General features: G+C 72.7%; 14 protein-coding genes and 19 pseudogenes. 13 read left to right on the top strand and 20 right to left on the bottom strand.

Annotated elements, in window-relative coordinates; all coding sequences use genetic code 11:
- Position 1 precedes the first annotated feature (1 nt).
- The 5 genes and pseudogenes from FF86_RS48220 to FF86_RS14000 form a co-directional block, all read left to right on the top strand.
- Positions 2–1,219, top strand: a pseudogene (locus tag FF86_RS48220) (vitamin B12 dependent-methionine synthase activation domain-containing protein); the annotation flags it as partial.
- A 1-nt stretch (position 1,220) separates the two neighbouring features.
- The coding region (locus tag FF86_RS48215; protein ID WP_242418741.1) for a vitamin B12 dependent-methionine synthase activation domain-containing protein at positions 1,221–1,422 on the top strand (202 nt) is incomplete at its 5' end.
- 301 nt (positions 1,423–1,723) lie between these two features.
- A pseudogene (locus FF86_RS48210) lies at positions 1,724–1,805 on the top strand (cyclase); the annotation flags it as partial.
- Between the two features lies 1 nt (position 1,806).
- Positions 1,807–2,158, top strand: a 352-nt coding sequence (locus tag FF86_RS14005) for an SRPBCC family protein (RefSeq protein ID WP_242418740.1), incomplete at its 5' end; no start/stop codon positions are given.
- 113 nt (positions 2,159–2,271) lie between these two features.
- A complete protein-coding gene (locus FF86_RS14000) occupies positions 2,272–4,464 on the top strand; it encodes a PI-PLC domain-containing protein (RefSeq protein ID WP_044885270.1) in 2,193 nt (730 codons plus the stop codon).
- A gap of 1,048 nt (positions 4,465–5,512) precedes the next feature.
- Here FF86_RS14000 and FF86_RS13990 read toward each other — a convergent pair.
- The 4 genes and pseudogenes from FF86_RS13990 to FF86_RS48200 all read right to left on the bottom strand — a co-directional run.
- Positions 5,513–6,916 (bottom strand): Dyp-type peroxidase, encoded by a 1,404-nt coding sequence (locus tag FF86_RS13990; RefSeq protein ID WP_082121875.1) that lies wholly within the window; start codon positions 6,914–6,916, stop codon positions 5,513–5,515.
- A gap of 546 nt (positions 6,917–7,462) precedes the next feature.
- The gene (locus FF86_RS13985) at positions 7,463–8,146 is read right to left on the bottom strand and encodes a hypothetical protein (protein WP_044885269.1); all 684 of its coding nucleotides are present in this window, start codon (positions 8,144–8,146) and stop codon (positions 7,463–7,465) included.
- A gap of 85 nt (positions 8,147–8,231) precedes the next feature.
- Positions 8,232–8,845: pseudogene (locus FF86_RS48205) on the bottom strand (nitrilase-related carbon-nitrogen hydrolase); the annotation flags it as partial.
- Position 8,846: 1 nt separating this feature from the next.
- Positions 8,847–9,278, bottom strand: a pseudogene (locus FF86_RS48200) (hydrolase); the annotation flags it as partial.
- Positions 9,279–9,401: 123 nt separating this feature from the next.
- Here FF86_RS48200 and FF86_RS13975 point away from each other — a divergent pair.
- The 3 genes and pseudogenes from FF86_RS13975 to FF86_RS48195 form a co-directional block, all read left to right on the top strand.
- Positions 9,402–10,445, top strand: a complete 1,044-nt coding sequence (locus FF86_RS13975; protein ID WP_055409248.1) for an agmatine/peptidylarginine deiminase — start codon at positions 9,402–9,404, stop codon at positions 10,443–10,445.
- Positions 10,446–10,568: 123 nt separating this feature from the next.
- Positions 10,569–11,259, top strand: a pseudogene (locus FF86_RS13970) (metal ABC transporter substrate-binding protein); the annotation flags it as partial.
- Position 11,260: 1 nt separating this feature from the next.
- Positions 11,261–11,472: pseudogene (locus tag FF86_RS48195) on the top strand (metal ABC transporter solute-binding protein, Zn/Mn family); the annotation flags it as partial.
- 1,842 nt (positions 11,473–13,314) lie between these two features.
- Here the strand turns inward: FF86_RS48195 and FF86_RS48190 are convergent.
- The 3 genes and pseudogenes from FF86_RS48190 to FF86_RS48180 form a co-directional block, all read right to left on the bottom strand.
- Positions 13,315–13,579: pseudogene (locus FF86_RS48190) on the bottom strand (dioxygenase); the annotation flags it as partial.
- 1 nt (position 13,580) lies between these two features.
- Positions 13,581–13,700 (bottom strand): annotated as a pseudogene (locus FF86_RS48185) (dioxygenase); the annotation flags it as partial.
- A gap of 1 nt (position 13,701) precedes the next feature.
- On the bottom strand, positions 13,702–14,103 hold a 402-nt coding region (locus FF86_RS48180), incomplete at its 3' end, for a dioxygenase (protein ID WP_396229877.1).
- Between the two features lie 203 nt (positions 14,104–14,306).
- Here FF86_RS48180 and FF86_RS66220 point away from each other — a divergent pair.
- The 3 genes and pseudogenes from FF86_RS66220 to FF86_RS66210 all read left to right on the top strand — a co-directional run.
- A pseudogene (locus tag FF86_RS66220) lies at positions 14,307–14,393 on the top strand (pilus assembly protein HicB); the annotation flags it as partial.
- Positions 14,394–14,405: 12 nt separating this feature from the next.
- Positions 14,406–14,567: pseudogene (locus tag FF86_RS66215) on the top strand (pilus assembly protein HicB); the annotation flags it as partial.
- Positions 14,568–14,607: 40 nt separating this feature from the next.
- The coding region (locus FF86_RS66210) for a MazF family transcriptional regulator (RefSeq protein WP_396229871.1) at positions 14,608–14,875 on the top strand (268 nt) is incomplete at its 5' end.
- A 29-nt stretch (positions 14,876–14,904) separates the two neighbouring features.
- Here FF86_RS66210 and FF86_RS48175 read toward each other — a convergent pair.
- From FF86_RS48175 to FF86_RS13920, 13 genes and pseudogenes are all read right to left on the bottom strand, one after another.
- Positions 14,905–15,483, bottom strand: a pseudogene (locus tag FF86_RS48175) (DUF72 domain-containing protein); the annotation flags it as partial.
- Position 15,484: 1 nt separating this feature from the next.
- Positions 15,485–15,696 (bottom strand): annotated as a pseudogene (locus FF86_RS48170) (DUF72 domain-containing protein); the annotation flags it as partial.
- 1 nt (position 15,697) lies between these two features.
- A pseudogene (locus FF86_RS66205) lies at positions 15,698–15,822 on the bottom strand (DUF72 domain-containing protein); the annotation flags it as partial.
- 1,046 nt (positions 15,823–16,868) lie between these two features.
- Positions 16,869–18,230: pseudogene (locus tag FF86_RS48165) on the bottom strand (glutamate dehydrogenase); the annotation flags it as partial.
- Position 18,231: 1 nt separating this feature from the next.
- Positions 18,232–18,281: pseudogene (locus FF86_RS48160) on the bottom strand (hypothetical protein); the annotation flags it as partial.
- Position 18,282: 1 nt separating this feature from the next.
- Positions 18,283–18,667 (bottom strand): annotated as a pseudogene (locus FF86_RS48155) (NAD-glutamate dehydrogenase domain-containing protein); the annotation flags it as partial.
- Position 18,668: 1 nt separating this feature from the next.
- Positions 18,669–18,746, bottom strand: a pseudogene (locus tag FF86_RS48150) (NAD-glutamate dehydrogenase domain-containing protein); the annotation flags it as partial.
- Position 18,747: 1 nt separating this feature from the next.
- Positions 18,748–19,390: pseudogene (locus FF86_RS48145) on the bottom strand (NAD-glutamate dehydrogenase domain-containing protein); the annotation flags it as partial.
- A gap of 1 nt (position 19,391) precedes the next feature.
- Positions 19,392–20,228 (bottom strand): NAD-glutamate dehydrogenase domain-containing protein (locus FF86_RS48140; RefSeq protein WP_242418738.1); only part of this gene is annotated, 837 nt, incomplete at its 3' end.
- Between the two features lie 85 nt (positions 20,229–20,313).
- A complete protein-coding gene (locus FF86_RS13930) occupies positions 20,314–21,048 on the bottom strand; it encodes an SDR family oxidoreductase (protein ID WP_044885262.1) in 735 nt (244 codons plus the stop codon).
- Positions 21,049–21,242: 194 nt separating this feature from the next.
- Complete coding sequence (locus FF86_RS13925; RefSeq protein ID WP_044885261.1) at positions 21,243–21,857, bottom strand: methylated-DNA--[protein]-cysteine S-methyltransferase; 615 nt, start codon at positions 21,855–21,857, stop codon at positions 21,243–21,245.
- A pseudogene (locus tag FF86_RS48135) lies at positions 21,854–21,970 on the bottom strand (RNA polymerase subunit sigma-24); the annotation flags it as partial. The gene FF86_RS13925 and the pseudogene FF86_RS48135, both read right to left, overlap by 4 nt.
- Before the next feature lies 1 nt (position 21,971).
- On the bottom strand, positions 21,972–22,342 hold a 371-nt coding region (locus tag FF86_RS13920), incomplete at its 3' end, for an RNA polymerase sigma factor (protein ID WP_255355790.1).
- A 228-nt stretch (positions 22,343–22,570) separates the two neighbouring features.
- Between FF86_RS13920 and FF86_RS13915 the strand changes: the two genes are divergently transcribed.
- Positions 22,571–22,774 carry a hypothetical protein gene (locus FF86_RS13915; protein WP_055866637.1) on the top strand — a complete coding sequence of 68 codons (204 nt, stop codon included), beginning with the start codon at positions 22,571–22,573 and terminating at the stop codon, positions 22,772–22,774.
- 132 nt (positions 22,775–22,906) lie between these two features.
- Positions 22,907–23,110, top strand: a 204-nt coding sequence (locus tag FF86_RS66200; protein WP_396229876.1) for a helix-turn-helix domain-containing protein, incomplete at its 3' end; no start/stop codon positions are given.

Below are 23,110 nucleotides of genomic sequence, written 5' to 3'. Positions count from 1 at the left end.
NGTAGCGGCAACGGCAAGGTCGTGCTCGCCACCGTCAAGGGCGACGTCCACGACATCGGCAAGAACATCGTCGGCGTCGTGCTCGGCTGCAACAACTACGAGGTGATCGACCTCGGCGTCATGGTCCCCGCCAAGGTCATCCTCGACACCGCCATCGCCGAGGGCGCGGACGCGATCGGCCTGTCCGGCCTCATCACGCCGTCGCTGGACGAGATGGTCGCGGTCGGCGCCGAGATGCAGCGCCGCGGGCTGACCCTGCCGCTGCTCATCGGCGGCGCCACCACCTCGCGCCAGCACACCGCGGTGCGCATCGCCCCGGCCTACGAGGCCACCACCGTCCACGTGCTCGATGCCTCCCGCGTCGTCGGGGTGGTCTCGGATCTACTCGACACCGAGCGGGCCGAGCAGCTCGACACCCGCAACCGGGCCGAGCAGGCCAAGCTGCGCGAGCAGCACGAGAACCGCCGGGCGCAGCCGCTGCTCGGCCTGGAGCAGGCGCGGGCCAACCGCGAGCAGGTGTCCTTCGACGAGCTGCCCGTCCCCGCCTTCACCGGGCTGCGGGTCGTCACGCCGGACCTCACCGCGCTGCGCGAGATGATCGACTGGCAGTTCTTCTTCCTCGCCTGGGAGCTGAAGGGCAAGTTCCCCGCGATCCTCGACCAGCCGGTCGCCCGCGAGCTGTACGACGAGGCGAACGTGTTGCTCGACCAGATCATCAAGGATGGCAGCCTGCAGGCGAAGGGCGTCTACGGCTTCTGGCCCGCCTTCGCCGACGGCGACGACCTGGTGATCGAGGCCGGCGCGGTCGCGGGCGCCCGCGACGGCCGGCTGCGGCTGCCGATGCTGCGCCAGCAGACGGCGAAGCCCGCCGGCCGGCCCAACCGCAGCCTCGCCGACTACGTCGCGCCCGCCGGCGACCACCTCGGCGGCTTCGCCGTGGCCGTCCACGGCGCGGACACGCTCGCCGCCGAGTTCGAGGCGCGTCAGGACGACTATCGGTCGATCATGACGAAGGCCCTCGCGGACCGGCTCGCGGAGGCGTTCGCCGAGTACATCCACCTGGCCGCGCGCCGCGAGTGGTTCGAGCCGGACGCGGAGCCGAGCCTGGAGGACCTGCACGCGGAGCGCTTCCGCGGCATCCGCCCGGCGCTCGGCTACCCGGCCAGCCCCGACCACAGCGAGAAGCAGGCGCTGTTCGACCTGCTCGACGCCGGTCAGGNCGGCCTGGGCCTGACCGAGTCGTTCGCGATGACCCCGGCGTCCGCCGTCAGCGGGCTCATCTTCGCCCATCCGGAGTCAAAGTACTTCACCGTGGGACGCATCGGCCGGGACCAGGTCACCGACTACGCCCGCCGGCGCGGCCTCGGCGTCGGCGACGTCGAGCGCTGGCTGCGCCCCAACCTGGCCTACGACCCCGCGTAACAACCGGCCGCAACCCGGCCTCTCAACCTGCCCCTCGGCTCGGCGGAACGGCATCGCCGGGCCGAGGGAGCACAGCCGCGACGGATTATCCGCGGCTGCCGCGGCAAAGCGGCCCTTACGCGCCTGACCGGCCGAACACCCGCGACCGAACCGCGATTCCACACGTTCGGGTGTTTTATGTTTACCGGTAAGCCCGGGTTCTTATACGTTCCGTTTCGCGTCAGGAAAGATCGGCCGTGCTGCCACAAAAGGTTGCCGCCGAATCCCGTACGTACCCGGAATATGTGGAGGACCTGCCATTATGGCCGATCACGTCTCGTCCACGATCGTCATCAAGGCGCAGCCCGCGGCGGTACTGGCCGTCATCGCCGACATCAGCCGGTNCCCCGACTGGTCGGAGCCGATCAAGTCCGCGGAGGTCATCGAGACCACGCCGGCCGGCCTGCCGGCGAAGGCCCGTTTCCAGGCAAAGACGACCTTCGGCAAGGAGGACTACGCCCTCGTCTACGACTGGGCGGGCCCGAACTCCGTCACCTGGACGATGCTCGAGTCGGACCGGGTGCGCACGCTGGACGGCAGCTACACGCTGACCGACCTCGGCGACGGTAGCACCGAGGTGACCTACGACCTGACGGTCGAGCTGAAGGTGCCGATCCCCGGCCTGCTGCGCCGCAAGGCGGAGGACAAGCTGGTCGAGTCCGCCCTGTACGACCTGAAGACCCAGGTCGAGCGCTAGTCCCGGCGGCGGGTCGCGGCCCCGGTGGCCGGTCGACCCGTCGATGAGGTGAGAAGTGTGACCCCCGGTGCCGTGGTGGCATCGGGGCCATCCCGACCGGGCATGTCCCGACGGTGCGCCGCCTCGACGTCTCCGCCGCGGCCGTGCGGCGTGTGCGGACGTGGATCGTCCTGGCGCTGGCCGGCGCGCTGCTGTGCTGGCCGGTGGCGGTCGTGGCGCTGACGACGAACCTGACGGTCCAGCGCGCCGGCTACTACCGGCAGGCCGTCGACGAGACCGACCTCTACCGCCGGCTCTACGACGAGGTGCTGGCCGACCCGGCCCTGGCCGGCGTCACCCGGGACCTGCTCGCCGGGCTGCCCGTCCCGCCGGACGTCGTCGTCGACAACCTACGGCTGGTCGCGCCGGCCCCGGCGGTGCGCGGCGCCGTGAACAGCCTCAGCGCGCAGATTTCGGGCTATCTCGCCGGCCAGCGCCCGGCGCTGACGCTCAGCGTCGACCTGCGCCCGACGTTCGCGGCCATCGCGAAGCTTGCCACCATCTACCTGGCCGGGCAGGTGTCGGGCACGCCGACCTTCCAGGCTCACGACGTCGCCGCCGTCACGCAGGTGCTGGTCGGCGGCCTCGACCAGATGGCACAGGGACGCCGGCCCGCCGGCATCCCGACGATGGACCTGACGGACGCGCAGGCCGACCAGATCGGCTCGGTGCTGCTGGCCCGGCTCCCCGCCGCCGAGCGGGCCCGGGTCGACGACCAGGTCATCGGGCTGCTGCGGCAGGGAAAGGTGCCCGCCGCGCTCGCCGTGGTCGGGCCCCTGCTGTTCCAGGGCGACGAGGCGGCCCTGGCCGACCTGCGCCGGCGGCTGGCCGGCGACCGGCTCGACCTGGGCACCCCGCTGGCCCGCGCGCACGAGTCGGCCGGCGTGGGGCTGCTGCACGTGCTCCACGACCTGGGCCGGTACGGCACGGTCACGCTGGGGGCGTTGTTCGCGGCCATGGCCGTGCTGGCGGTCCTGCTCGCCGCGCGGCACGCCCGCTGCGGGCGCGGCGACACGATCCTGCTGGTAGCCGGGGGAATGGTGGCCGGCGGGGCCGCCGCGCTGCTGCTCGGGCTGCTGCTGCCCACCCTGGTCGGCGACCCGACGGCGGGCGTGGTCGGCGCCAACCCGACCCTGCCCCTGCGGGTGCGGGATCTGCTGCACGACCTGCAGGGAAACATGATCGGCCGGATCCGCACCGTGTGGGGCCAGGTGGCCGCGGGGGTGGCGCTGGCGGGATGCCTGCTCGGTCTCGTCGGCCTGCTCGTGCGGCGCCGGCGTCGGCCGTTCACCCGGCGCCGCTCGGTGATCATGGCGCTGTCCGCGGCGGTGCTGCTGAGCTGCTCGTGGCTGGCGACGCCGGCGCGGTTCGGCGGGGAGGCGGCGAGCTGCAACGGCAGCCGGGGCCTGTGCGGGCTGCGCTACGACGAGGCGGTCTACGCCGCCAGCCACAACGCGATGGCCTCCAGCGCCGCCGATTTCGTCGGCGCGACGCAGGATCCGGACCTCGTCGGTCAGCTCGACACCGGCGTGCGGGCGCTGCTGCTCGACGTGCAGCACTGGACGACGCCGACGCAGGTGGAGACGTTCCTGGCGGGCCTGCGCCCGCGGGAACGCGACGCGCTGGCGCCGCTGGCCCGGGGGGCCCGCTCCGCCCGGCCCGGCCTGTGGCTGTGCCACAGCGTGTGCCAGTTCGGCTCGGTGAACTTCGAGGAGGCCCTGCGCTCGGTCGACGACTGGCTGGCGCGCAACCCGTCCGAGGTCGTGACGTTGATCCTGCAGGACTCGGTGCCGCCCGGGGAGGTGATCGCCGCCTTCCGCCGGGTCGGGCTGCTGCACCGGATCGTGACGCCGCCCGCGGACCCGCACGGGCGCTGGCCGACGCTGGGGCATCTGGTGGCGGCCGACCGCCGGCTGGTGGTCTTCGCGGAGAACGCCGACGTCCCGAAGAGCTGGTATCGGCGGTTCTTCCGGTATGGGGCGGACACGCCGTTCGACGTGCCCTCCCCGGCGGGGTTCACCTGCCGCGTCGGGCGTGGTTCGCGCACCGCGTCGATGCTGCTCGTCAACCACTGGGTGGAGGGCGACGATCCGGGCCGGACCTACGCCGACGCGGTCAACCGGGAACCCGCCCTGCTCGCCCACCTGCGCCGCTGCGAACGGGCCGGCCTCACCCCGACGTTCCTCGCGACCGACTTCACCACCATCGGTGATCTCGTTCCGACGGTGGCAGCGCTGAATGCCCGGCGCAGCCACTCCCCCCGCTGACCGTCCTCTTTTCCGCCGGCTCGACCGAGAGAACATTTATCAACGGTTTCCGGAGGCTCGCCACACTTCTCCCAATGTACGACGGCGGGCGATGGTGCGTACCCGGTCAACNGGTTTATNGCGACGCTCCCGGGTATTCGGAGATGGCAAAGCTCCCGACTACGGCCACCGGCGCCCCGGACGGAAAGAAGGTCCCGAGATCTCGTCGACCCCACGCCGATCCACGCACGGCGGCCCGTCGACGCCGCGGGCGGAGCCGAAATCCCGGGCGCATCGGCCCAGTTCGCCCGCGGCGCCTGGCGCCGCCTCCGGTACGGCCAGGTCGTGGCTGACCCTCGCCGTGCTGGCCGCGCTCGCGGTCGCGGTGATCCTCGGTGGCCGGTCGGGCGGCGGCGGCCCCCGGCAACCCGCCCTGGTGGTCGGCGACTCCATGGTCACCGTCGCCGCCAGGTCCACCGACACGGCCCCGGTCCGTCTCGTCGGCTACTCGGGACTCGCTCCCAGCGTCTACGCCGACGCCACCTCGCCGTTGATCTCCGATGATCTGGCGGCGGCGGGCCGGCCGCGAACCGTGGTGCTGAACTGGAACGGCAACAACCCCGGCAACCTCGTCGGCACCCAGCTCGTCGCCGCCTACCGCGCCGAGCTGACCGAGCAGATCCGCTGGTACCTGCGCCACGGGGTGACCCGGATCGTGCTGGCGGCGGCCGTGCCGTCCTCGTTCAACAGCACGTCCGGCCAGGTCGACTGGACGACGCCGGCCTCCCGCCTCCACGGCTGGATGCTGGGCAGCGCGCGGTTCAACGACCTGTACCGCGAGCTCGCCGACGAGTTCCCGGGTCGGGTGCGCTACTCGGAGCGGGCGGCGCGGGCGATCCATCCGACGATGGNCTTCAACACCGAGCTCGACGGCCACCGGTGCATCGTGGACTTCGTCCATCCCGCGCCGTACTGCGCGCAGCGGTACGCCCGGGCGCTCGCCTCCCTGGCCGCCGGGCACTGAGCCGTCCGCCACCGGGCACCCAGCCATCACCGACACCGAGCCGCCTCAGGCCTCCTCGAGCAGGCTCTGGCCGAGGTAGCCGCCGGCTGGCGGCGCCGGCGGGACGGCGAACAGCGCGCTGGCCGTGTGCCGGATGAACGTGTTCAGCGCGTCGGAGGCCGCGAGGGTGCGCTGCACCGGGACGAACGCCGTGCGCGGATCGGCCTGGAACGCCAGGAAGAACAGCCCGGAGTCCGGCTCGCCGGTGGCGTCCAGGCCGTCGTCGTAGGAGTAGCCGCGGCGGAACATGGCGATGCCGCCGTGGAACTGCGGATTGGACAGGCGGATGTGGGCGTTCTCGGCGATCAGGAGCCGGCCGTCCGGGCCGCGGGCGGCGAAGTCCGACGCCGTGTCCTCGCCGCCCCCGGTGGCCGCGGGCGGTGCGGACAGGGGCGCCCCGTCGTCGATCCGGCGCCCGACGACCTCGCCGCGGGCGTCCTCGGTCAGCCGCTCCCAGCTCTCCAGCAGCATCCGGATCCGCCGGCACACCAGGTAGGTCCCGCCGCGCATCCAGGCCGGGCCCCCGGCGGCCCACACGGCGAGGTCGAACTGTGCCGAGCCCGGCCGCGGGTTGTTTGTGCCGTCGAGCTGCCCCATCAGGTTGCGCGGGGTGGCTGTCGGGTCGGCGGCGGCCGCCGCGGTGCGCCGGAAACCGCGCTGCACCCAGCGGGGCCGGACCAGGTCGGCGGCGAGCCGGCCGAGCTGCCGGGCCGCGGCGAACGCGACCATCGGATCCTCGGCGCAGACCTGGACGGCGAGGTCCCCACCCCCGCGGGTCGCCTCCAGCCGGTCGCCGGGCAGCGCCGGGATGTCCGCGAGCGGCCCGGGGAGGCGCGCGTCGAGGCCCGCCCGGCGCAGCGCCGCGGCCCCGATCCCCACCGTCACCGTCAGCCCCGCCGACCCCAGGCCCGCCGCCTCCCTGCCCACCCCCGCCACACCGATCTGGACCGCGCCGCTCTGGGACGCGCCGCTCTGGGACGCGCCACTCTGGGACGCGCCGCGCATCAGCGTCCGGCCGCCGTCCGTCCACGCCCGCAGCACCGTGCCGAGGGCCGCCCGGGCCGCCGCCGGATCGGCCGCCGTCAGGTCGTAGGCGGTGAACACCAGGTGGGCGGGCGCGCGCTCGGCGATGCCCGGTTGGTGGACGCCGTCGCCCGTCACGGGGGCCAGTGCCGCCCGGCGGGCCGCCTCGACCGGATCGGCCCGCTCGGGAAGCAGCCGCTGCGTCCCCATGGTCACGCCGGTGCCGGCCCCCGCACCCAGGCCGAACAGCCCGGCGCCGGCGAGCACCCGACGCCGGTGCAGCCCGGATCGGCGATCCACGGCCGGAGCGGCCGGAGAGGCCGGGGCGGCCGGGGCGGCGGGCGACGAACCCGGCGCCGGCCGGTTCGACGTCTCCCCGCCGTTCACGCGGCGCTCCCCAACAGCAGCGGCAGGTCGTGGGCGTTGTCGCGGAGGGGAACTCCGTCGGGCATGGGAACTCCAGGTGTGAGGGCGCGGCGGCCGGTACCCGCGCCCATACGGTCGGCACGGTCCGGGACGCAGGTGCGGGGATGCCTCGGGGAGCGCCGGGGTCGCCTCGGCGCTCGGGGTGCCACTGGCCGCACCACCCACTCCGTCACATTCTGCGATCATCTGCGCACCGAATCATGCCGAGGGGTGGGTACGCTTGTAGGCCGCAGAACCGTGCCGAAGCCTCGGCACGATCTGACCTCGATCTGGCCGGAAACCGCGGCGGCAGTGGACAGGTGGCAGCGATCGGGCGGCAGTAGACGGGTGGTAGCGATCGGGCGGCAGTAGACGGGCGGCAGCGATCGGGCGGCAGTGGTCGGGCGGCAGTGGTCGGGCAGCGCGGACACAACTGGCGGGGCCGGCTACACAGGGTCACGCGGGGTTCGGAGCCACTCGCCCTGGCTCAGGAGCGCCGGGGTGACCGGACGGCGGGTTCGGGCCGGGTCAGCAGACCTGCGGAGGGCCTCGGCGAACGACGCTGTGGCGCAGCCCGGCCGGGCACGGCCAGCCGGCGGACGCCATCGCCGAGCGCGGCTGGCGGCGGCCGGTGGCGACCGGAGCAGGGGCGGCCGGCGGTCCGAGCAGTCGGCACAGGCCGCGGGCCAGCACTCCCACCAGGGCACCGGCGACGCCCAGGGCCGCGTCTACCCGTCGCAGCCACCAGGCGGTCAGCCCCGCCACCAGCAGGTGCGCGCCGGACATCAGCAGCAGCCCACCGCCGTGCGCCATGGCGGGCATCAGCGCCGGATGAGGCGCCGCACCGCCGACGGTCGCGAGCAGGCCCTCACGGCGCAGCAGCGTCGCGGCCGCCGCGGCGTGCGCGCCGGGCGCCGCGCACAGCAGCCGGGACAGGTCCGGACCCGAGGCTGCGCCCGGCCAGGCCCCGAAGGCGGCGTGCAGCCCTGCCTGGGTGGCCGCCATCAGGCCGACGACGAGCAGCAGCGAGGGAGCCGGACCGGCGCAGACGCCGGTGACCACCGTCACGGCGACGAGACCGGCGAGCAGCACCCACAGGGGTGGGACCGCGCCGTGGGCAGCAACGTGCGCGACCACACTCAGGGCGACGCACATCGCGCCGAACACGCCGGCCCGCAGGCCACGCGCGACCGGTCCGGCGGACGCCTCCACGCCGCGACAGTCTAGGTGATCCCCACCCCGGGTTCTACAACCCGTCGAAGATCAGAACGCGACGTGAGGTGAGTCCAGGCGCCGGTCAGCGGCCCTCGACGTCGCCCGCACCGGGCTCGGCCAGCCCGGCGTAGGCATCGGGGCGGCGGGTGGTGAGGAACGGGAACAGCGCCAGCCAGTCGCGGCGCTGGTCCAGGTCGAGGTCGGCGACCAGCACCGCCGGGACGTCGCGCGGCGCCCGAACCAGCACCCTGCCGTAGGGATCGCTGATGAACGAGCTGCCGTAGAAGGTCAGGGCACCCTCCGTCCCGATCCGGTTGATTGCCACCATGAACGTGCCGTTGGCGATCCCGTTGCCGACGATCACGTTGTGCCACAGCGGTTCGGTGTCGAAGCCGGGATGATCGGGCTCGGAGCCGATCGCCGTCGGGTACACCAGGACGTCGGCGCCGGCGAGCGAGTACGCCCGGGCCAGTTCCGGGAACCACTGGTCCCAGCAGGTGGGGAAGCCGAAGCGCCCCTGATGCAGCTCGACGACCGGGAAGCTGTCGGCCCCGGCCGGCCCGGGCCGGAAGTACCGGTCCTCGTGGTAGCCGGCGGTGACCGGGATGTGCATCTTGCGGGTGCGGGCGAGCAACGCGCCGTCCGGGCCGACGACGATGGCGGTGTTGAAGCCCAGCCCGTCGGGCCCGTCCGCCCNCTCGTAGAGCGACATGTGCACGGCCACGCCGAGCTCGGCGGCCAGACCGGCGGCGAGCGTACGCGTCGGCCCGTCGTCGACGCTCTCGGCCAGCGCCGCAGGCCCGCTGCCGCTCCTCGCGGGCCGCCCGTCCGACCCTCGCTCAGCCGGCACTCGCCCGTCCGGCGGCTGGGCTTCCGGCGGCCGGCCGGCCGGCGGCTGGGCTTCCGGCGGTAGGTCGGCAAAGTAGCGCGACAGCGTCAGTTCCTGAAAACAGACGAGCTGGGCGCCGAGCTCGGCCGCCGCTACCGCGCCCGCCCGCAGGGCGGCGGCGTGCTCGGCCGGGTCGGGATGCCAGCGGTGCTGCACCGCGGCGATCCGCAGCGGCGCGCGCGTCGGCGGCGCCACCCGGGCCGGCGAGGCGGGCGCCCCGATGCTGGTGATCGTCAGCATCCCCCGATGCTCTCACGCCCGGCACGCCCCCACCGGTCCCCCGCCCCGCGCCCCGCCGCGCCGTGCCCCGCCGCGCCCGGCGGTCGGCGGGTCGCGGGCATCGGGCCTGCGATGATGACCACCATGACCGCCGCTCCCGCCGCCCGCCGGATGCCGGCCGAGTGGGAGCCGCATACCCGGACCTGGATGGCGTTCCCGCCCCCGAACGACACCTTCGGCGCGGAGGGCTCACCCGGCCTCGCCGCGGCGCGCTCCGCCTGGGCCCGCGTGGCGACGACGATCAGCCGCTACGAGCCGGTCACCCTGATAGCCGGCCCGGGTCAGGGCACGACCGCGGCCCGGCAGGTCCCGCCCGCCGTGACGGTGATCGAGCTCGCGCTGGACGACGCCTGGCTGCGCGACAGCGGCCCGACGTTCACGATCGACGGCGGCGGGCACCTGGGCGCCGTCGACTGGGTCTTCAACGGCTGGGGCGCCCAGGACTGGGCGAACTGGGACGCGGACCGGCTGCTGGCCACGGCCGTCGCCGCGCGGGCCGGCGCGGCGGTGCGCCACTCGGCGTTGACGAACGAGGGCGGCGGGATCGCCGTGGACGGCGCCGGCACCGTCCTGCTGACCGAGACGGTCCAGCTCGACCCGCACCGCAACCCGGGCTGGGACCGCGCCCGGGTGGAGGCGGAGCTGCACGCCCAGCTCGGCACGACCCACGCGATCTGGCTGCCGCGGGGCGTCGCCCGTGACTACGACCGGTTCGGCACCCGCGGGCACGTCGACGTCGTCGCCGCGTTCGTCCGGCCCGGCCTCGTCGCCGTGCACAGCCAGCCCGACCCGGCACATCCCGACCATGAGACGACCCGGGAGCTGGCCGCGCTGCTGCGGGCCAGCCACGACGCCGCCGGCCGCCCGCTGGAGATCGTCCAGATCGCGGCGCCCACCGTGCTGGAGGTCGACGGGGGCCCGGCCGGCTACTCCTACCTCAACTACTACGTCGCCAACGGCCTGGTCGTCGCCGGCGTCTTCGACGACCCCCGCGACGCCGACGCCCTCGACCTGCTCACCCGGCTGTACCCCACCCGCCGGGTCGAACCGGTGGACGCTCGGGTGATCTTCGGCAACGGCGGCGGAATCCACTGCATCACCCAGCAGCAACCTCAGGTCATCCGCTGACCCGACCGCCGCCGAACCACCCCGCGGCCCGCTGCGACGCGGACGAACCCGCGCCCGACTTATTGACATCCGTTTTCGGAATCGTTTTCATCAGGGGCATCCGCTCTGCGAAGTGAGGGTCCCTTGCCCGTCATCCGTCTCCCCACCCGGCTCGCGGCCGGGGTCGCCGGCCTGGCCCTGCTCGCGGCCCTCCTGGCGGGCTGCGGCTCGTCCTCTGCCGCCGGCGGCGCCGCCGGGCGGCTGCCGGTCGTCGCCACGACCAGCCAGGTCGCCGACTTCACCCGGGTCCTCGGCGGGGACCGGGTGCGCGTCGCCCAGTTGCTGAAACCCAACGTCGACCCGCACGACTACGAGCCCACCCCGGCCGACATCGAGGCAGTCGGCAACGCCAAGGTGCTGGTCGAGAACGGCGTCGGGCTGGAGAGCTGGCTCAACGACGCCGTCGGCGCCGCCGGCTTCGACGGCATCCGGGTCGACGCGAGCCGCGGCGTGACCATCCGGGCCGGCAACGGCGACGAGGAGGAGAGGGCGGGCGACCCGCACATCTGGCACAACCCGCTCAATGCCAAGATCATGGTCGCGGACATCGAACACGGGCTGGCGCGGGCCGATCCCGCGAACGCCGGCTACTTTCACACCAATCGGATCGCCTACGACCGCAGGCTCGATGCCCTCGACGGCGACATCCGCCGCCAGATCGCCACGATCCCGCCCACCGATCGCAAGCTGGTCACCAACCACGACGCCTTCGGCTACTACCTCGACCGCTACGGTCTCACCTTCGTCGGCTCGATCATCCCGAGCTTCGACACTGNCGCGGAGCTGTCCGGCAGCAACATCAGGAAGATCGTCGCCAAGATCCGCCAGACCGGCACCAAGGCCGTCTTCTCCGAGTCGTCGCTGCCGCCGCGGACGGCGCGGACGATCGCGGCCGAGGCCGGCGTGCGGGTCGAGGCCGGGGAGGACTCGCTCTACGGCGACACCCTCGGCCCCGCCGGCTCCGCCGGCGCCACCTACCTGCAGATGGNGGAGCACAACACCCGCACGATCGTCGCCGCGCTGCGCTGAGACGCCAACGTGCTCGCCCGCCTACCCGAAGATGACAGTTACGTCACGGTAGAGTCGCCATCGGCATGGGCGCAGCCGCGCTGACGTGATCGGACGAGGCCGGGGGCCCGACTCGACGTGGATGAGGACCTGAGGCTCGGCACGGACCACGCGACCGGCACGGACCACACGACCGGCACGGGCGAGGCGGTGCCACAGCCGCGGCACCGCGACCACTACCCCGCGCACCGTGACCTCCACGCCGGGCACCGCGACCTCCACGCCGAATACCCGGACCGCCCCGAGTACCTCGACCGCCCCGGGTACCTCGACCGCCCCGAGTATCTCGACCGCCCCGAGTACCTGGACCTCTCCCAGCTGCTCGACCGCCCCGAATACCACCTCGAACGCCTCGACGATCTGACCCAGCGCAGCGATGGTGTCGCCGCCCGTGAGCTGACTCGCGAGGAACCCCCGCAGCAACCCGCGGCGGCACCGTCGCGGTCCCGCAGCCGGATCAACGCGCTGTGGACGGTCGGCGACCAGGTGGTGTCGAGCGGCACCAACGCGGCGATCAACTTCATCATCGCCCGCCGGGTGGATTCGAGCGAGTTCGGCGCGTTCGCGATCGCCTACACGATCTTCGCGATGGTCGTCGGGCTGTCCCGGGCAGCCGGAACGGCGCCGCTGGGGATCAGCTACGCCGACGTCCCGGCGTCGACGTTCCGCTCGGCGGTGCGGGCCGCGGCCGGCACCGCGCTGGCGCTCGGCGCCGTCGTCGGCGTGGGTCTGCTCGTCGTCGGCGTCGCCCTGCGCGGCACGGTGGGGCTGAACCTGGTCGCGATGGGCGTGGTCATGCCGGCGCTGCTCGTGCAGGACGCCTGGCGCTACGCCTCCTTCGCCCAGGGCCGCCCCCTGCTCGCCGTCGGCAACGACCTCGTCTGGGCGGCGGGGCTGGCCATCGGCGTCGGCCTGCTCGCCGCCGGTTCGGACACCGGCGGTGGGGCTGTGGCGATGGTCCTGGTCTGGGGGGCGGCGGCCGCCCTCGCCGCGCTGGTCGGCGTCGCGCAGCACCACGCCTGGCCCGATCCGAAGCGCGCGCTGGCCTGGTTCACCGGCCACCGCGAGACGACCGGCTTCATGACCNCGGAGTTCATCTCGCTGCAGGGCGCCCAACAGACGTCCACTCTGATCATCGGGGCGGTCGGTTCCACGTCGCTCGTCGGTGNCCTGCGCGGGTTGCAGACCCTGCTGGCCCCCACGACGAACCTGGCCGTCGCGCTGATGAGCTTCGCCATCCCCGAGTTCGCACGGCGCAAGCACATGCCCCCCAGCCGGGTCATCCGCGGCGCCTACCTGGTCTCCGGGCTCGTGGTCGTGTCCAGCTCGCTGTGGGGGTTGGCGTTCATGCTGCTGCCCGCCGACTTCGGCGCGGCCCTGCTTGGCGACACCTGGGGCCAGACCCGCGACCTGCTGCTGCTCGCCGTCGTCGCGCAGGTGGGCCCGGGACTCGCGGTCGGCCCGGCGGCGGTGCTCTACGCCTTCGGCAAGACCCGGCTCACCTTCTGGATCAACCTGTTCTTCGTGCCGTTCCTGCTGGCCTGCCCGGTCACCGGCCTTCTGGTCGGCGGCGCCAGGGGGGTCGTCGTCGGCAACATCATCGTGTTCTGGGCGACGATCCCACCCTGGCTGTACCACCTGCACCGCCAGGTCCGCACCGCCGGCCGCGCCGACGACGCGGTGACCGCACCACGGTGACGCCACCGTAGTGACGGAGCCGCCCCTGCTCTCCGCCTCTCGCTGCGCCCGCCGCGGGTCAGANGGGCACGTCGGCCGTCGCCGCCACGCCGAACTGGACCGAGCGCATCGAGTTGCCGTACCAGAAGCCGTGATGCGGGAAGATCACCGGCCCGGGGGTGTCGAGGGCGGCGCCCAGGGCCACGAACAGCGGGACGAAGTGTTCCTGGCTCGGCAGGGCCCGACGCACCCCGGGCGCGCGGTCGCGGTAGTGCACCAGGGCGTCGAGGTCGCCGCGTGCGAGCGCGTCGGCCACCCAGGCGTCGAAGGCGGCCACGTCGGGGTGGGGGNTGCTGTCCGGGTTCGACAGGTCGGCGTGGCCGGTGGAGTGGGTGAGCAGGCCAGTGGCGAAGATCAGCACGCCGTCGTCCCGCAGCGGCGCCAGCCGCCGGCCGAGCTCCAGCAGGCCGGNCGGGTCCTCCGTGGGCAGCGAGATCTGCAGCACGGGGACGTCCGCGTCCGGATACATGTAGATCAGTGGGATGAAGGCCCCGTGGTCGAGCCCGCGGTCGGGCTGCGCGACGAGCGGCTGGCCGGGCCCGAGCAGGCGGGCGACCTCGGCCACGAGGTCGGGGGCCCCGGGGGCCGGGTAGCTCAGCCGGTAGAAGCGCTCGGGGAAGCCGTAGAAGTCGTAGTACAGCGGGACGGGCGTGGTCGTCGCCCCGTACGCGATCGGGTTCTGCTCCCAGTGCGCGGAGATCACCAGGATCGCCCGGGGGCGTGGCAGCGCCCGGCCCCACGCCGCGAGCTCGGCGGTCCAGTGCGGATGGTCGATCAGCGGCGGGGCGCCCTGGGTGGCGTAGATCGCGGGCATGCGCACGCCGCCGGCGGCGGACTCGAGCGGGGAGGAAGCAGACGTGGTCGACACTGGCTCGTGCTCCTTGTCTTCATGAACTTGCCGCCATGAAACAGACCTTCAGCGTACGGAGGCACAGNACGGCTGGTCAGCGAACTGGCACGTGTCCCGCGTCGCTCGCGCGCCATGCCATGACAGCAGATCTTGCTAGCATGAGTCGCATGAGCCGGACGATCACATTGCGTCTGTCGGACGAGGCCTACGAGTCGGTCCGGCGCTACGCCGAGGCCGACCGCACCTCGATGAACNCGTGGATCGANGGCGTGCTCGACGCAGAGGACATGCGCCGGCGCTGCGCCGCGCACGGGGCCTGGCTGCGGGCCGACCCGGCCGTGGCGCAGGCGGCCCTGGCCTTCGGGGAGGCCAACCAGCAGGACCTCGCGGCGACCGGACATCCCGGCCTGACCGACACCGCCCCGTGAGAGCACCACGCCGTGGGGAGATCTGGACCGCGAACACCGNCCCGACGCCCCAGGCCGTGCTGGTGCTCAGTTCCACCGTCTACAACGAGATCGTCGACGAGCCGACCGTGCTGGTTGCCCTGGTCGTGGAGCACGCGACCGGCGAGGGGTTCTGCGTCGACCTCGGCGGCGGCCTGTGGGCCGTGATGGGTCTGGTCACGTTCGTCGCGAAGGCCGGTCTCGTCGCCTGCCTGCGCTCGGTCGACACCCAGGCGCTGACCAGCGCCAACACCATGCTGTTCAAGATCCTGGCAACACCCGAACGTTGAGGCGGCGGCGCTCCCGTCCGCGGCCGGGCTCAACGCCGCTCGGCCGCGGACGGGGCCGGGTTCGCGCCGTCGAGCTCAGCCAGCAGGTCGGCGAGCTGGCGGGCGTTACGCTGCGCGTAGTCGGCGCAGCAGTTGTTCATGAGCACCTGGGTGCGGGCGGCGGCGTCCGCCAGCCGGCGCAGTTTCGGTGCCCATTCCCGCAGCTCCTCCTCGCTGTAGCGGTAGCCGAAGCGCTCATGGATGTCGCGGCTCGTCCACTTCTCGCTGTGCCCGTGGAAGCGGACGACCGCGAGATCCGCGGTCGCGGCGAGCACCGGCGGAACCGAGCTCGGGTGGCCCTGGGGCATGTCGACGCAGACGTAGGGAAGCGCGTAGGAGGTGAGGAAGTCGAGGGTCTCGTCGCGGTTTCGCCCGTCCATCCAGGTGTGGTTCCGGAACTCGACGCAGATCCGCATCGGCCGACACCGCTGCTGGCATTCCAGGATGTACCGCTTGTTCGCGGTGCTGATCGGGAACCACTGGGGAAACTGGAACAGCACGGCGCCGAGCTTGCCCGCCTCGGTCAGCGGATCCAGCGCGCCGAGGAAACGCTCCCACACCTGATCGACNACCGCGGTGTCGACGTCCTTCAGGTACAGGTTCTTCCGCTCCGCCGGGACCAGGCCCCGCAGATCGGAGTACAGCGCACCGGGACGGGTCGGATGCCCCGTCAGCAGCGAGAACGCCTTGATGTTGAAGGTGAACCCGGGCGGGGTCCGGGCCGCCCACATCCGCACGGTCTGCTCCGCGGGCGGGGCGTAGTAGGTGGCGTCGACCTCGACNAGCGGGAACTGCCGGGCGTAGTAGCGCAACCGCTGCTCGGCGGTGGTGACCTCCGGCGGGTACCACCCCGACCGCAACAGCGTCGGATCCGTCCAGGACGCCGTCCCGATCAGGACATCACCCATGCCCGCCACCTCGCCCGCGCCGCTCGACTGCCACGGCGGATACCTGCCCCGCGAGCGGTCACCGACGCCGATCGGTCCGACGCCAGGTCTGGCTCTGAGCCTCGGCCTCAGCCGGAGCCGGAGCCGCTGCCGGGGCCGTCGGGACGTCCGGACCCACAGCTTCCGAAGGAAGCCCTCCGGCGACCTCGGCGGGCTCGATGTGGCTGTGGGCGGCGAGCCAGGCCGCCGCGAGGACCGTGAGCACGAACCCCGTCGCCGCGATCCCGCCACTGCCCGACCTGGCGTGGTCGCCCAGCAGGGTCAGTCCGATGATCGCGGGAGCGACGGTCTCCGCCGTCGCCTGCCCCGCCATGGCGAGCGTGACCGAGCCCCGCTGCAGCNCCGCGGCGAACGCGACCATGCCGACCACCCCGTAGACCAGCAGCGCCCAGGACAGCGGATCCGCGACGACACCGACGAGGGTGTGGTCGGCCTCCAACGCGCGCGCACACAGCGCCGTCCCGCCGAACGCCAGGCCGGACAGGCCGCCGAGGGCGAGGACGGCGCGGCCCTCCGACAGCGCCCGGCCAGCCCAGAAACAGCCCAGGGCCGTCGGCAGGATGCCGAGCGCGATCAGGACGGCGGCCGTCGACCCCACCGGCCGCGGTTTCCCCGGCGCGGCGGTGGCCGCGAGCAGCACCACCCCGAGCCCAAGGGCGACCAGCGCGACCGCCTGGGCCCGGTCCACCCGAACCCGCAGGAAGATCCTGGCCAGCACCGCCGTCACGCCGACGCTGGCCACCAGGATGGCCTGGACGGCGAACAACGGCAGCGAACGCACCGCGACCAGCGAGAGCAACCAGCCGACCAGGTCCAGCCCCATCCCGACGAGATAGGGAGCCTGCGTCGCAAGCCGCACCAGCAGGCGGGGATCCAGGACGTCGGCGGTCGTCGCGGTCCGGCGTGCGCCGACGCTCTGCAGGATCGAACCGACCCCATAGCAGACGGCGCACGCGAAAGCCGACAGATACGCCACGAGCACCCACTCAGCCTAGGGCGCGCTCCCGTCAGGGGACGAGGTCCGCCAGGTCGTCGAGCCGGAGCACGACCGCGGCCACCATGGCACTGGTGACCTCCGGCGCCTCCACCACCTCGTCCACCACCGCGCGGACCCGGCTGACGCCACCGCTGCGGGCGGCCCGCTTGACCGCCGTGTCCAGATCGCCGCCCGCTCTCGCCAACAGCGCCTCGACCAGCCGGGCATGGCTGCTGGCAAGCTTCGACCGCAGCGACGCCTTCGCCATCGTCTCCCAGTAGGAGTCCCCGGGTCGGTCGACGATACGGGTGGTCAGCCGGCCCAGCCCGAGCCGAACGCCGAGGTCGAAGTACTCGGTCAGCACCTCGGTCACCGCGATGTCGTGCTGCAGCGCCACGTCGACGATGTCGAGGGCGTTGACCATCACCTTCAGTCTCGCGACCTGCTCCGCCGCGCGCAGCGGCAGGCCGGCGCCGAGCAGCCGGCGCCGCACGGTCTCGATGGCGTCGAGTTCCTCCCGGGCGCCCAGGCGGCGCAGCGTCTCCGGCAGTGCCATCGCCACCTCGCTGACGCCGTCGTAGTAGCGCATGGTCTCGGCGGTCAGGTCCAGCGGCCTCGGTCGCCGCCGCAGCAGCCACTGGGCCGCGTACTCCTGCAGCATGCGACACCGCAGCAGTGCCTCGACGGCGGCGTCGACCCGGTCGCCGCCGGGCACGTCGCCACGGCGGCGGCCCCGGCAGGGCGTTCCCGCGGCCGGCTGGTGATGGCCGTCGACCGCCTCCCAGACCCACGCCAGCCCGAACAGGTCCCGGGTGATGAGGAAGGCACGGACACCGTCAACCGGCGGCGCACCGGTCAGTTCCTCCAGCCGGAACAGGAAGCCGGCGCCGACCCGGTCGACGAGATCGTTGGCGAGCTGGGAGGCGGCGATCGCCCGCCACAGCGGATGCCGGTCAAACCGCGGGCCGATCAGGGGACGGAGCGTGGCCGGCAGGTAGGCGTCCAGCGTCTCGGCGGTCGCCGGCTCGGCCAGCAGGTCCGACCCGACGAGCTCGCCGAAGACCTCGCGTTTGCCGTAGGCGTGCAGGATTGCGATCTCGGGACGGGTCAGCACCGGGCCCCTGCCCATCCGTGCGCGCATCACCTCCTGATCCGGGACGGGGTCGACGGACGGGTCGAGGATGCCCGCGGAGACGAGGTGACCGGTGAGCCGAGCCATGCCCTCGACCGACACGGCGGCCTGCCGTTCGGAGACGCTCAGCGACAGCACCTGCCGGGCAGAGTCGGCGAGGACCAGCTGCACGACCTCGCCCGTGGCCGCCGCCAGCAGATCGTCCCGCCCAGACGGGTCCACCGGAGCAGTGCCCGGAGAGCTCCCACCGATCGGACCAGGNACGCGGCCGGCGGCAGCAAGACCGATCTTGAGGTTCACCTCGCGGTCCGANCAGTCGACGCCGGCCGAGTTGTCGATAAAGTCGGTGTTGCACCGGCCGCCCGCCAGGCAGTACTCGACCCTGGCCGCCTCCGTCAGGCCGAGGTTGCCACCCTCGGCCACGACTCTCACACGCAGTTCGGACGCGTCGACCCGGCAGCGGTCGCGCGCCTTGTCGCCGACCGCGTGATGGTCCTCGCGCGATGCCTTGACCCAGGTGCCGATTCCGCCGTTCCACAGCAGGTCGACCGGCGCACGCAGGATCGACCGGATCAGCTCGTCCACGGTCAGGCATTCGGCGTCCACCCGGAGCCGTGCACGGATCTGCGGGGACAGCGGGACCCGTCGGGCCGACAGCGGAAACACTCCTCCACCGGCGGACAGCACCGACCGGTCGTNGTCGTCCCAGCTGCTGGTGGGCAGCGCCGCAAGCCGCCGCCGCTCCGCATACGAGCGGTCCGGGTCGGGGTCGGGGTCNAGGAAGAGGTGTCGGTGGTCGAATGCGGCGACGAGGCGCAGCTGGTCCGACTGCAGCAGCCCGTTGCCGAACACGTCCCCCGACATGTCCCCGATACCGACGACGGTGATCGGTTCACCGTCGGCGTCCACCCCCAGCTCGGCAAAGTGGCGCCGCACCGACTCCCAGACACCCCGGGCGGTGATCCCCAGCGCCTTGTGGTCGTAGCCGGTCCGGCCGCCAGAGGCGAAGGCGTCGCCGAGCCAGTAGCCGGATTCGACAGCGATCGCGTTCGCCAGGTCGGAGAACCGGGCCGTGCCCTTGTCCGCCGCGACGACGAGATAGCTGTCCTCGCCGTCATGGCACACCAGCCCGGGCCGGCGGACGGTGACCCCGTCGACCCGGTTGTCGGTCAATGCCAGCAACGCGCGGATGAAGACCGCGTAGCAGGCGCGGCCCTCGGCCTCCCGCCGCCGCGGGTCGTCCGGGGGGCGCCGCAGGACATAGCCGCCCTTGGCCCCGTCGGGCACGATCAGCGCGTTCTTGACCCGTTGTGCCTTCATCAGCCCGGCGATCTCGGCACGCAGGTCCTCAGTACGGTCGGACCAGCGGATCCCGCCGCGGGCGACCAGCCCGGCGCGCAGGTGCAGGGCGTCGAAGCGCGNCGTGCTCACGAAGACCTCGGCCGCGGGAAGGGGACGCGGCAACCACCGCAGCCGGCCTGGGTCGAGCTTCACCGCGAGCGCCTCGCCCGGCAGGTAGTAGGTGGTGCGCACGACGGCGAGGACAACGTCGCGCAGGCGGGTGAGCAGCAGGTCCTCATCGACGCCGGCGACCGTGTCCAGGTCGCGGTCAAGGCTGGCAGCCAGTTCCGCGGCACCGTCCGGGTCTTCGGCACCGGGACGCATCCGAGCATGGAACAGCGCGACGAGGTCCCGTGCGAAGGACGCGCCCGCGGTCAGCAGCCGATGCCCGTACGCCTCGCTCAGCGGCAGCCCGGCGTGCAGCAGGTAGCGCAGCAGGGCGCGCAGCAGCGCAACCTCGCCGGCGGCCAGCCCCGCGGTCAGCACCAGCCGGTCGAGTGGGTCGCTGTCCGCCTGCCCCGCCCAGATCGCCCTCAGCGTCTCGCCCAGCTCGCCGACCTGCGCCAACGCCTGGGTGGCCAGCTCGGGGGGGCCGAGAATCCGATACTCGTCGACGCTGACGGTATCGCCGGTTGCGCACCCATCGCCCGGGCCGGCTGACTCAAGAGGATGTTGGTCCTCGGCTCGCAGGCCGAGATTGGCGAGCATCGGGACGACGTCGGCCAGCGGCGGGCCGGCGCCGCGCCAGGCCAGCCACAGTGAAAGCGGGCAGTTGTCGTCGACCCGCCGCACCGCCAACCCCGGCGCGCCCTGCGTGGCCAGGGCGGCGCGCGCCTCGTCGGCCGCGGCAGGACGGCCCGAGGCAGGGTCACTGGCCGCTCTGGCCGCTCTGGCCGCTGATCCGATCGAGGCGCTCATCGCATCTCCCTGACGGCCACGGATCGACCACACAGATAACAACTCGCTGTTACTGTTCCCAGCCACAGCATGGTGATTCGCCCGCCTACCAGGCCACCGCGCCGTCCTGGTCGAAGAACGTTCCCGAGGCCGCGTCCGCGGGCAGGGTCGCGGCCCGGACGACGACCTCCGACGCCTGCTCCGCGGTCAGCGGAGCCTGCTCTCTGTTGATGGGCGTCAGGTCGGTCTGCACGAAACCGGGACAGACGGAGGTGACCTTGATGGGGGTGCCGGCGAGCTTCTTGGCCAGGGCGATCGTGACGCTGTTCAGCGCCGCCTTGGAGCTCTGGTAGGCCGGCACGACCGTGGAGTAGTACGGCGATTCGGGACTGGCCTGGTCGTTGAGCGAACCCATCGTCGTGGAGACGTTGACGATCCGTCCGGCCGGGCTCCTGCGCAGCAGGGGCAGGAACGCCTCGGCGACCGCGACCGGGCCGAAGACGTTGGTGGCGTACGTGTCCTTGAACAGCCCGAGGGAGGCGAACTCGTGCTGTTCACCGTCGGTGGCCTCGGGCAGGATTCCGGCGTTGTTGACCAGGATGTCCAGCCCGCCGTCCAGTTCCAGCACCCGGTTCGCGGCCGCCTCGACGCTGTCGGGCGACGTGACATCGAGCGTCAGTCCTTCGGCGTCGTACCCCTTCGACCTCAGGTCAGCCGCGGCCTTGTCGGCCGAGGCCTGGTCGCGAGCGGTGACGATGACCCGGTGGCCGAGGCGGCCGAGGGCCTGCGCGGTGGCGAAGCCCAGGCCCCGGCTGCTTCCCGTGACGAGTGCGACAGACATACGTGTCCAATCCGATTTTCGGCTCGCCGCCGTGGCGTCGGCAGCGAGAGCGCCGGTGCGTCTCTCACCCGGAAGACGCCGGGACCGCCCGGAACGTGAGGTACCGGTCGCACTCCGGCACCCCGGCACCCCGGCACTCCGGCACTCCGGCACTCCGGCACTCCGGGGGATCCTCGGCCGGCGGCTCGCCGTCGTCAGATCGCTCCTTCGAGCCGCAGGAGGGTCCGCTTGGCGTCGTCGCCCCCGACGTACCTGCCAATCCCACCGTCGCTGCGCACCACGCGATGGCACGGGACGACGACGGGCAGCGGATTCGTCGCGCAGGCCGTGCCGACAGCCCGGACCGCGCGCGGACTTCCGGCCAGCGCGGCCACCGCCGCGTAGCTCGCCGTGCCGCCGTACGGGATCTCCCGCAGGTGCTCCAACACCGTGAGCCGGAACCTGGACGCAAGCCGCAGGTCGAGATCCACGTCAAAGCGGGACCGGACCCGGGAGAAGTAGTCGTCGAGCTGCCCGGCGACGGCGTCGAGCTGGCTACCTGCCTTCAGCAGGCGAGGACTGATCCGCTCGGCGAGGGTCGCCAGGACGGTGTCGTGGCCCTCCACCTCGTACGCCACCCGCACCAGCCCCCGGCGGGTCGCGGCGAGCAGGAGCCGCCCGACCGGCGCATCCACGGTGCGGTACACCACGTCGAGCAGGCCGTCTCGCTCCGCCTCGGCCAGCAGCCGCAGACGCAGCCGGCTCAGATCCACCTCGGCGCCAAGCACGGTGGCGAACGGGTCCGACTCCGGATTGTCCTGGCCAGTCATCTCGACCGTTCCTCCTGCGCCGAAGGGGCGAGCATGCTCCGGAGCGACGCGATGCCGTCGGCGCCAGCCCGCCGCGCGGATGCCGGGTTGCCGCCGAGGAGCCGGGCAACCTCNGTGTACGGGAGGCCGGCCAGGAAGTGGTAGGCGACGGTCTCCCGTTGCTTCTGGGGAAGTCGCCGCAGGGCGTCCCACAGGTCGAGGCCGGCGTCGTGTTCCTCCCACCTGATCGTCTCCGGGAGACGCTCCGTCGGCGCCGGACGCCGCGACTGGGCGCGAAGCTGATCGATCGCCTTGTTCCGGGCGATCGTCACCAGCCACGCCTCGACGTTGCTGTCCGGCGCCAGCTCCGGGTAGGCCCGCAGCGCGGCGAGAAACGTCTCCGACCAGGCGTCGTCGGCCAGCGTCGGTCCGACGACGGCCCAGCAGACCCGCAGCACCATCGGCCCGTAGCGTTCGACGACGACCTCGAACGGTTCTCGCCCCATGCCAGGAGAACGCCTCACCCGGCCCAAGTGTGAGCCGACGACGCGATGTGCTGGACGGAATGGTCGTCGTAATCCCCCGCGCCCCCGCGGCACAACCGGTACGCGATCGCCTCGTTGGTGCGGCAGGATAATTGCCCGCCCCTTGGGGTCGCCCAGGCCGCCGCGGTGAGCCATCATGGAGAAAGCTGTGGTCGAGTCGGTGCGATGACATCGGTAGGGAGGTTGACCATGGACGCGGCGATGCCGCCCTACCCTGAGCCGCACGAGTGGGTCGATGAGCCCGATGCGAACACCAGGCGCGCGATCGACGAGGCCCACGAGGACATCTCGGCGGGCCGTACGGTCTTCTGCCTGTCCGACGCCGCGTTCGATGCCTTCTTGGACGAGCTGGACCAGCTAGCCGTCGAGGAGCACCCGAAGGCAAGCTACTGATCTTTAATGTGCCGGGTCGGGTTGATCCGGTGGTGATNGCTGGGGTGATCGTTGGGGGTTGGGTAGTCCGTTGGTATGAGGTATGNGANGGGTGGNGGGTTGACCGCTGAGGATCGAGATCGCCNGGAACGGATACGACAAGAAGCCGCGCATTTGTTCGAACAGGGTGTGTCGAACCGGGAGGTTGCCGCTGGGTTGCGGGTGACTGAGCGGTCGGTGGAGCGGTGGCGGCGGGTGTGGAAGGCCGGTGGGGTGGCGGGGTTGCGGTCGCGGGGGCCGACGTCACGCTGCCGGTTGGATGAAGAACAGTTGCGGGCGTTGGAGGCGGTGTTGGAT

The sequence above is a fragment of the Frankia sp. CpI1-P genome (assembly GCF_001421075.1).
In the GTDB taxonomy this organism is placed as follows: Bacteria; Actinomycetota; Actinomycetes; order Frankiales; family Frankiaceae; genus Frankia; species Frankia torreyi.
The sequence above is the reverse complement of the archived record's forward strand: the minus strand, read 5'-3'. Positions and strand labels throughout refer to the sequence as shown.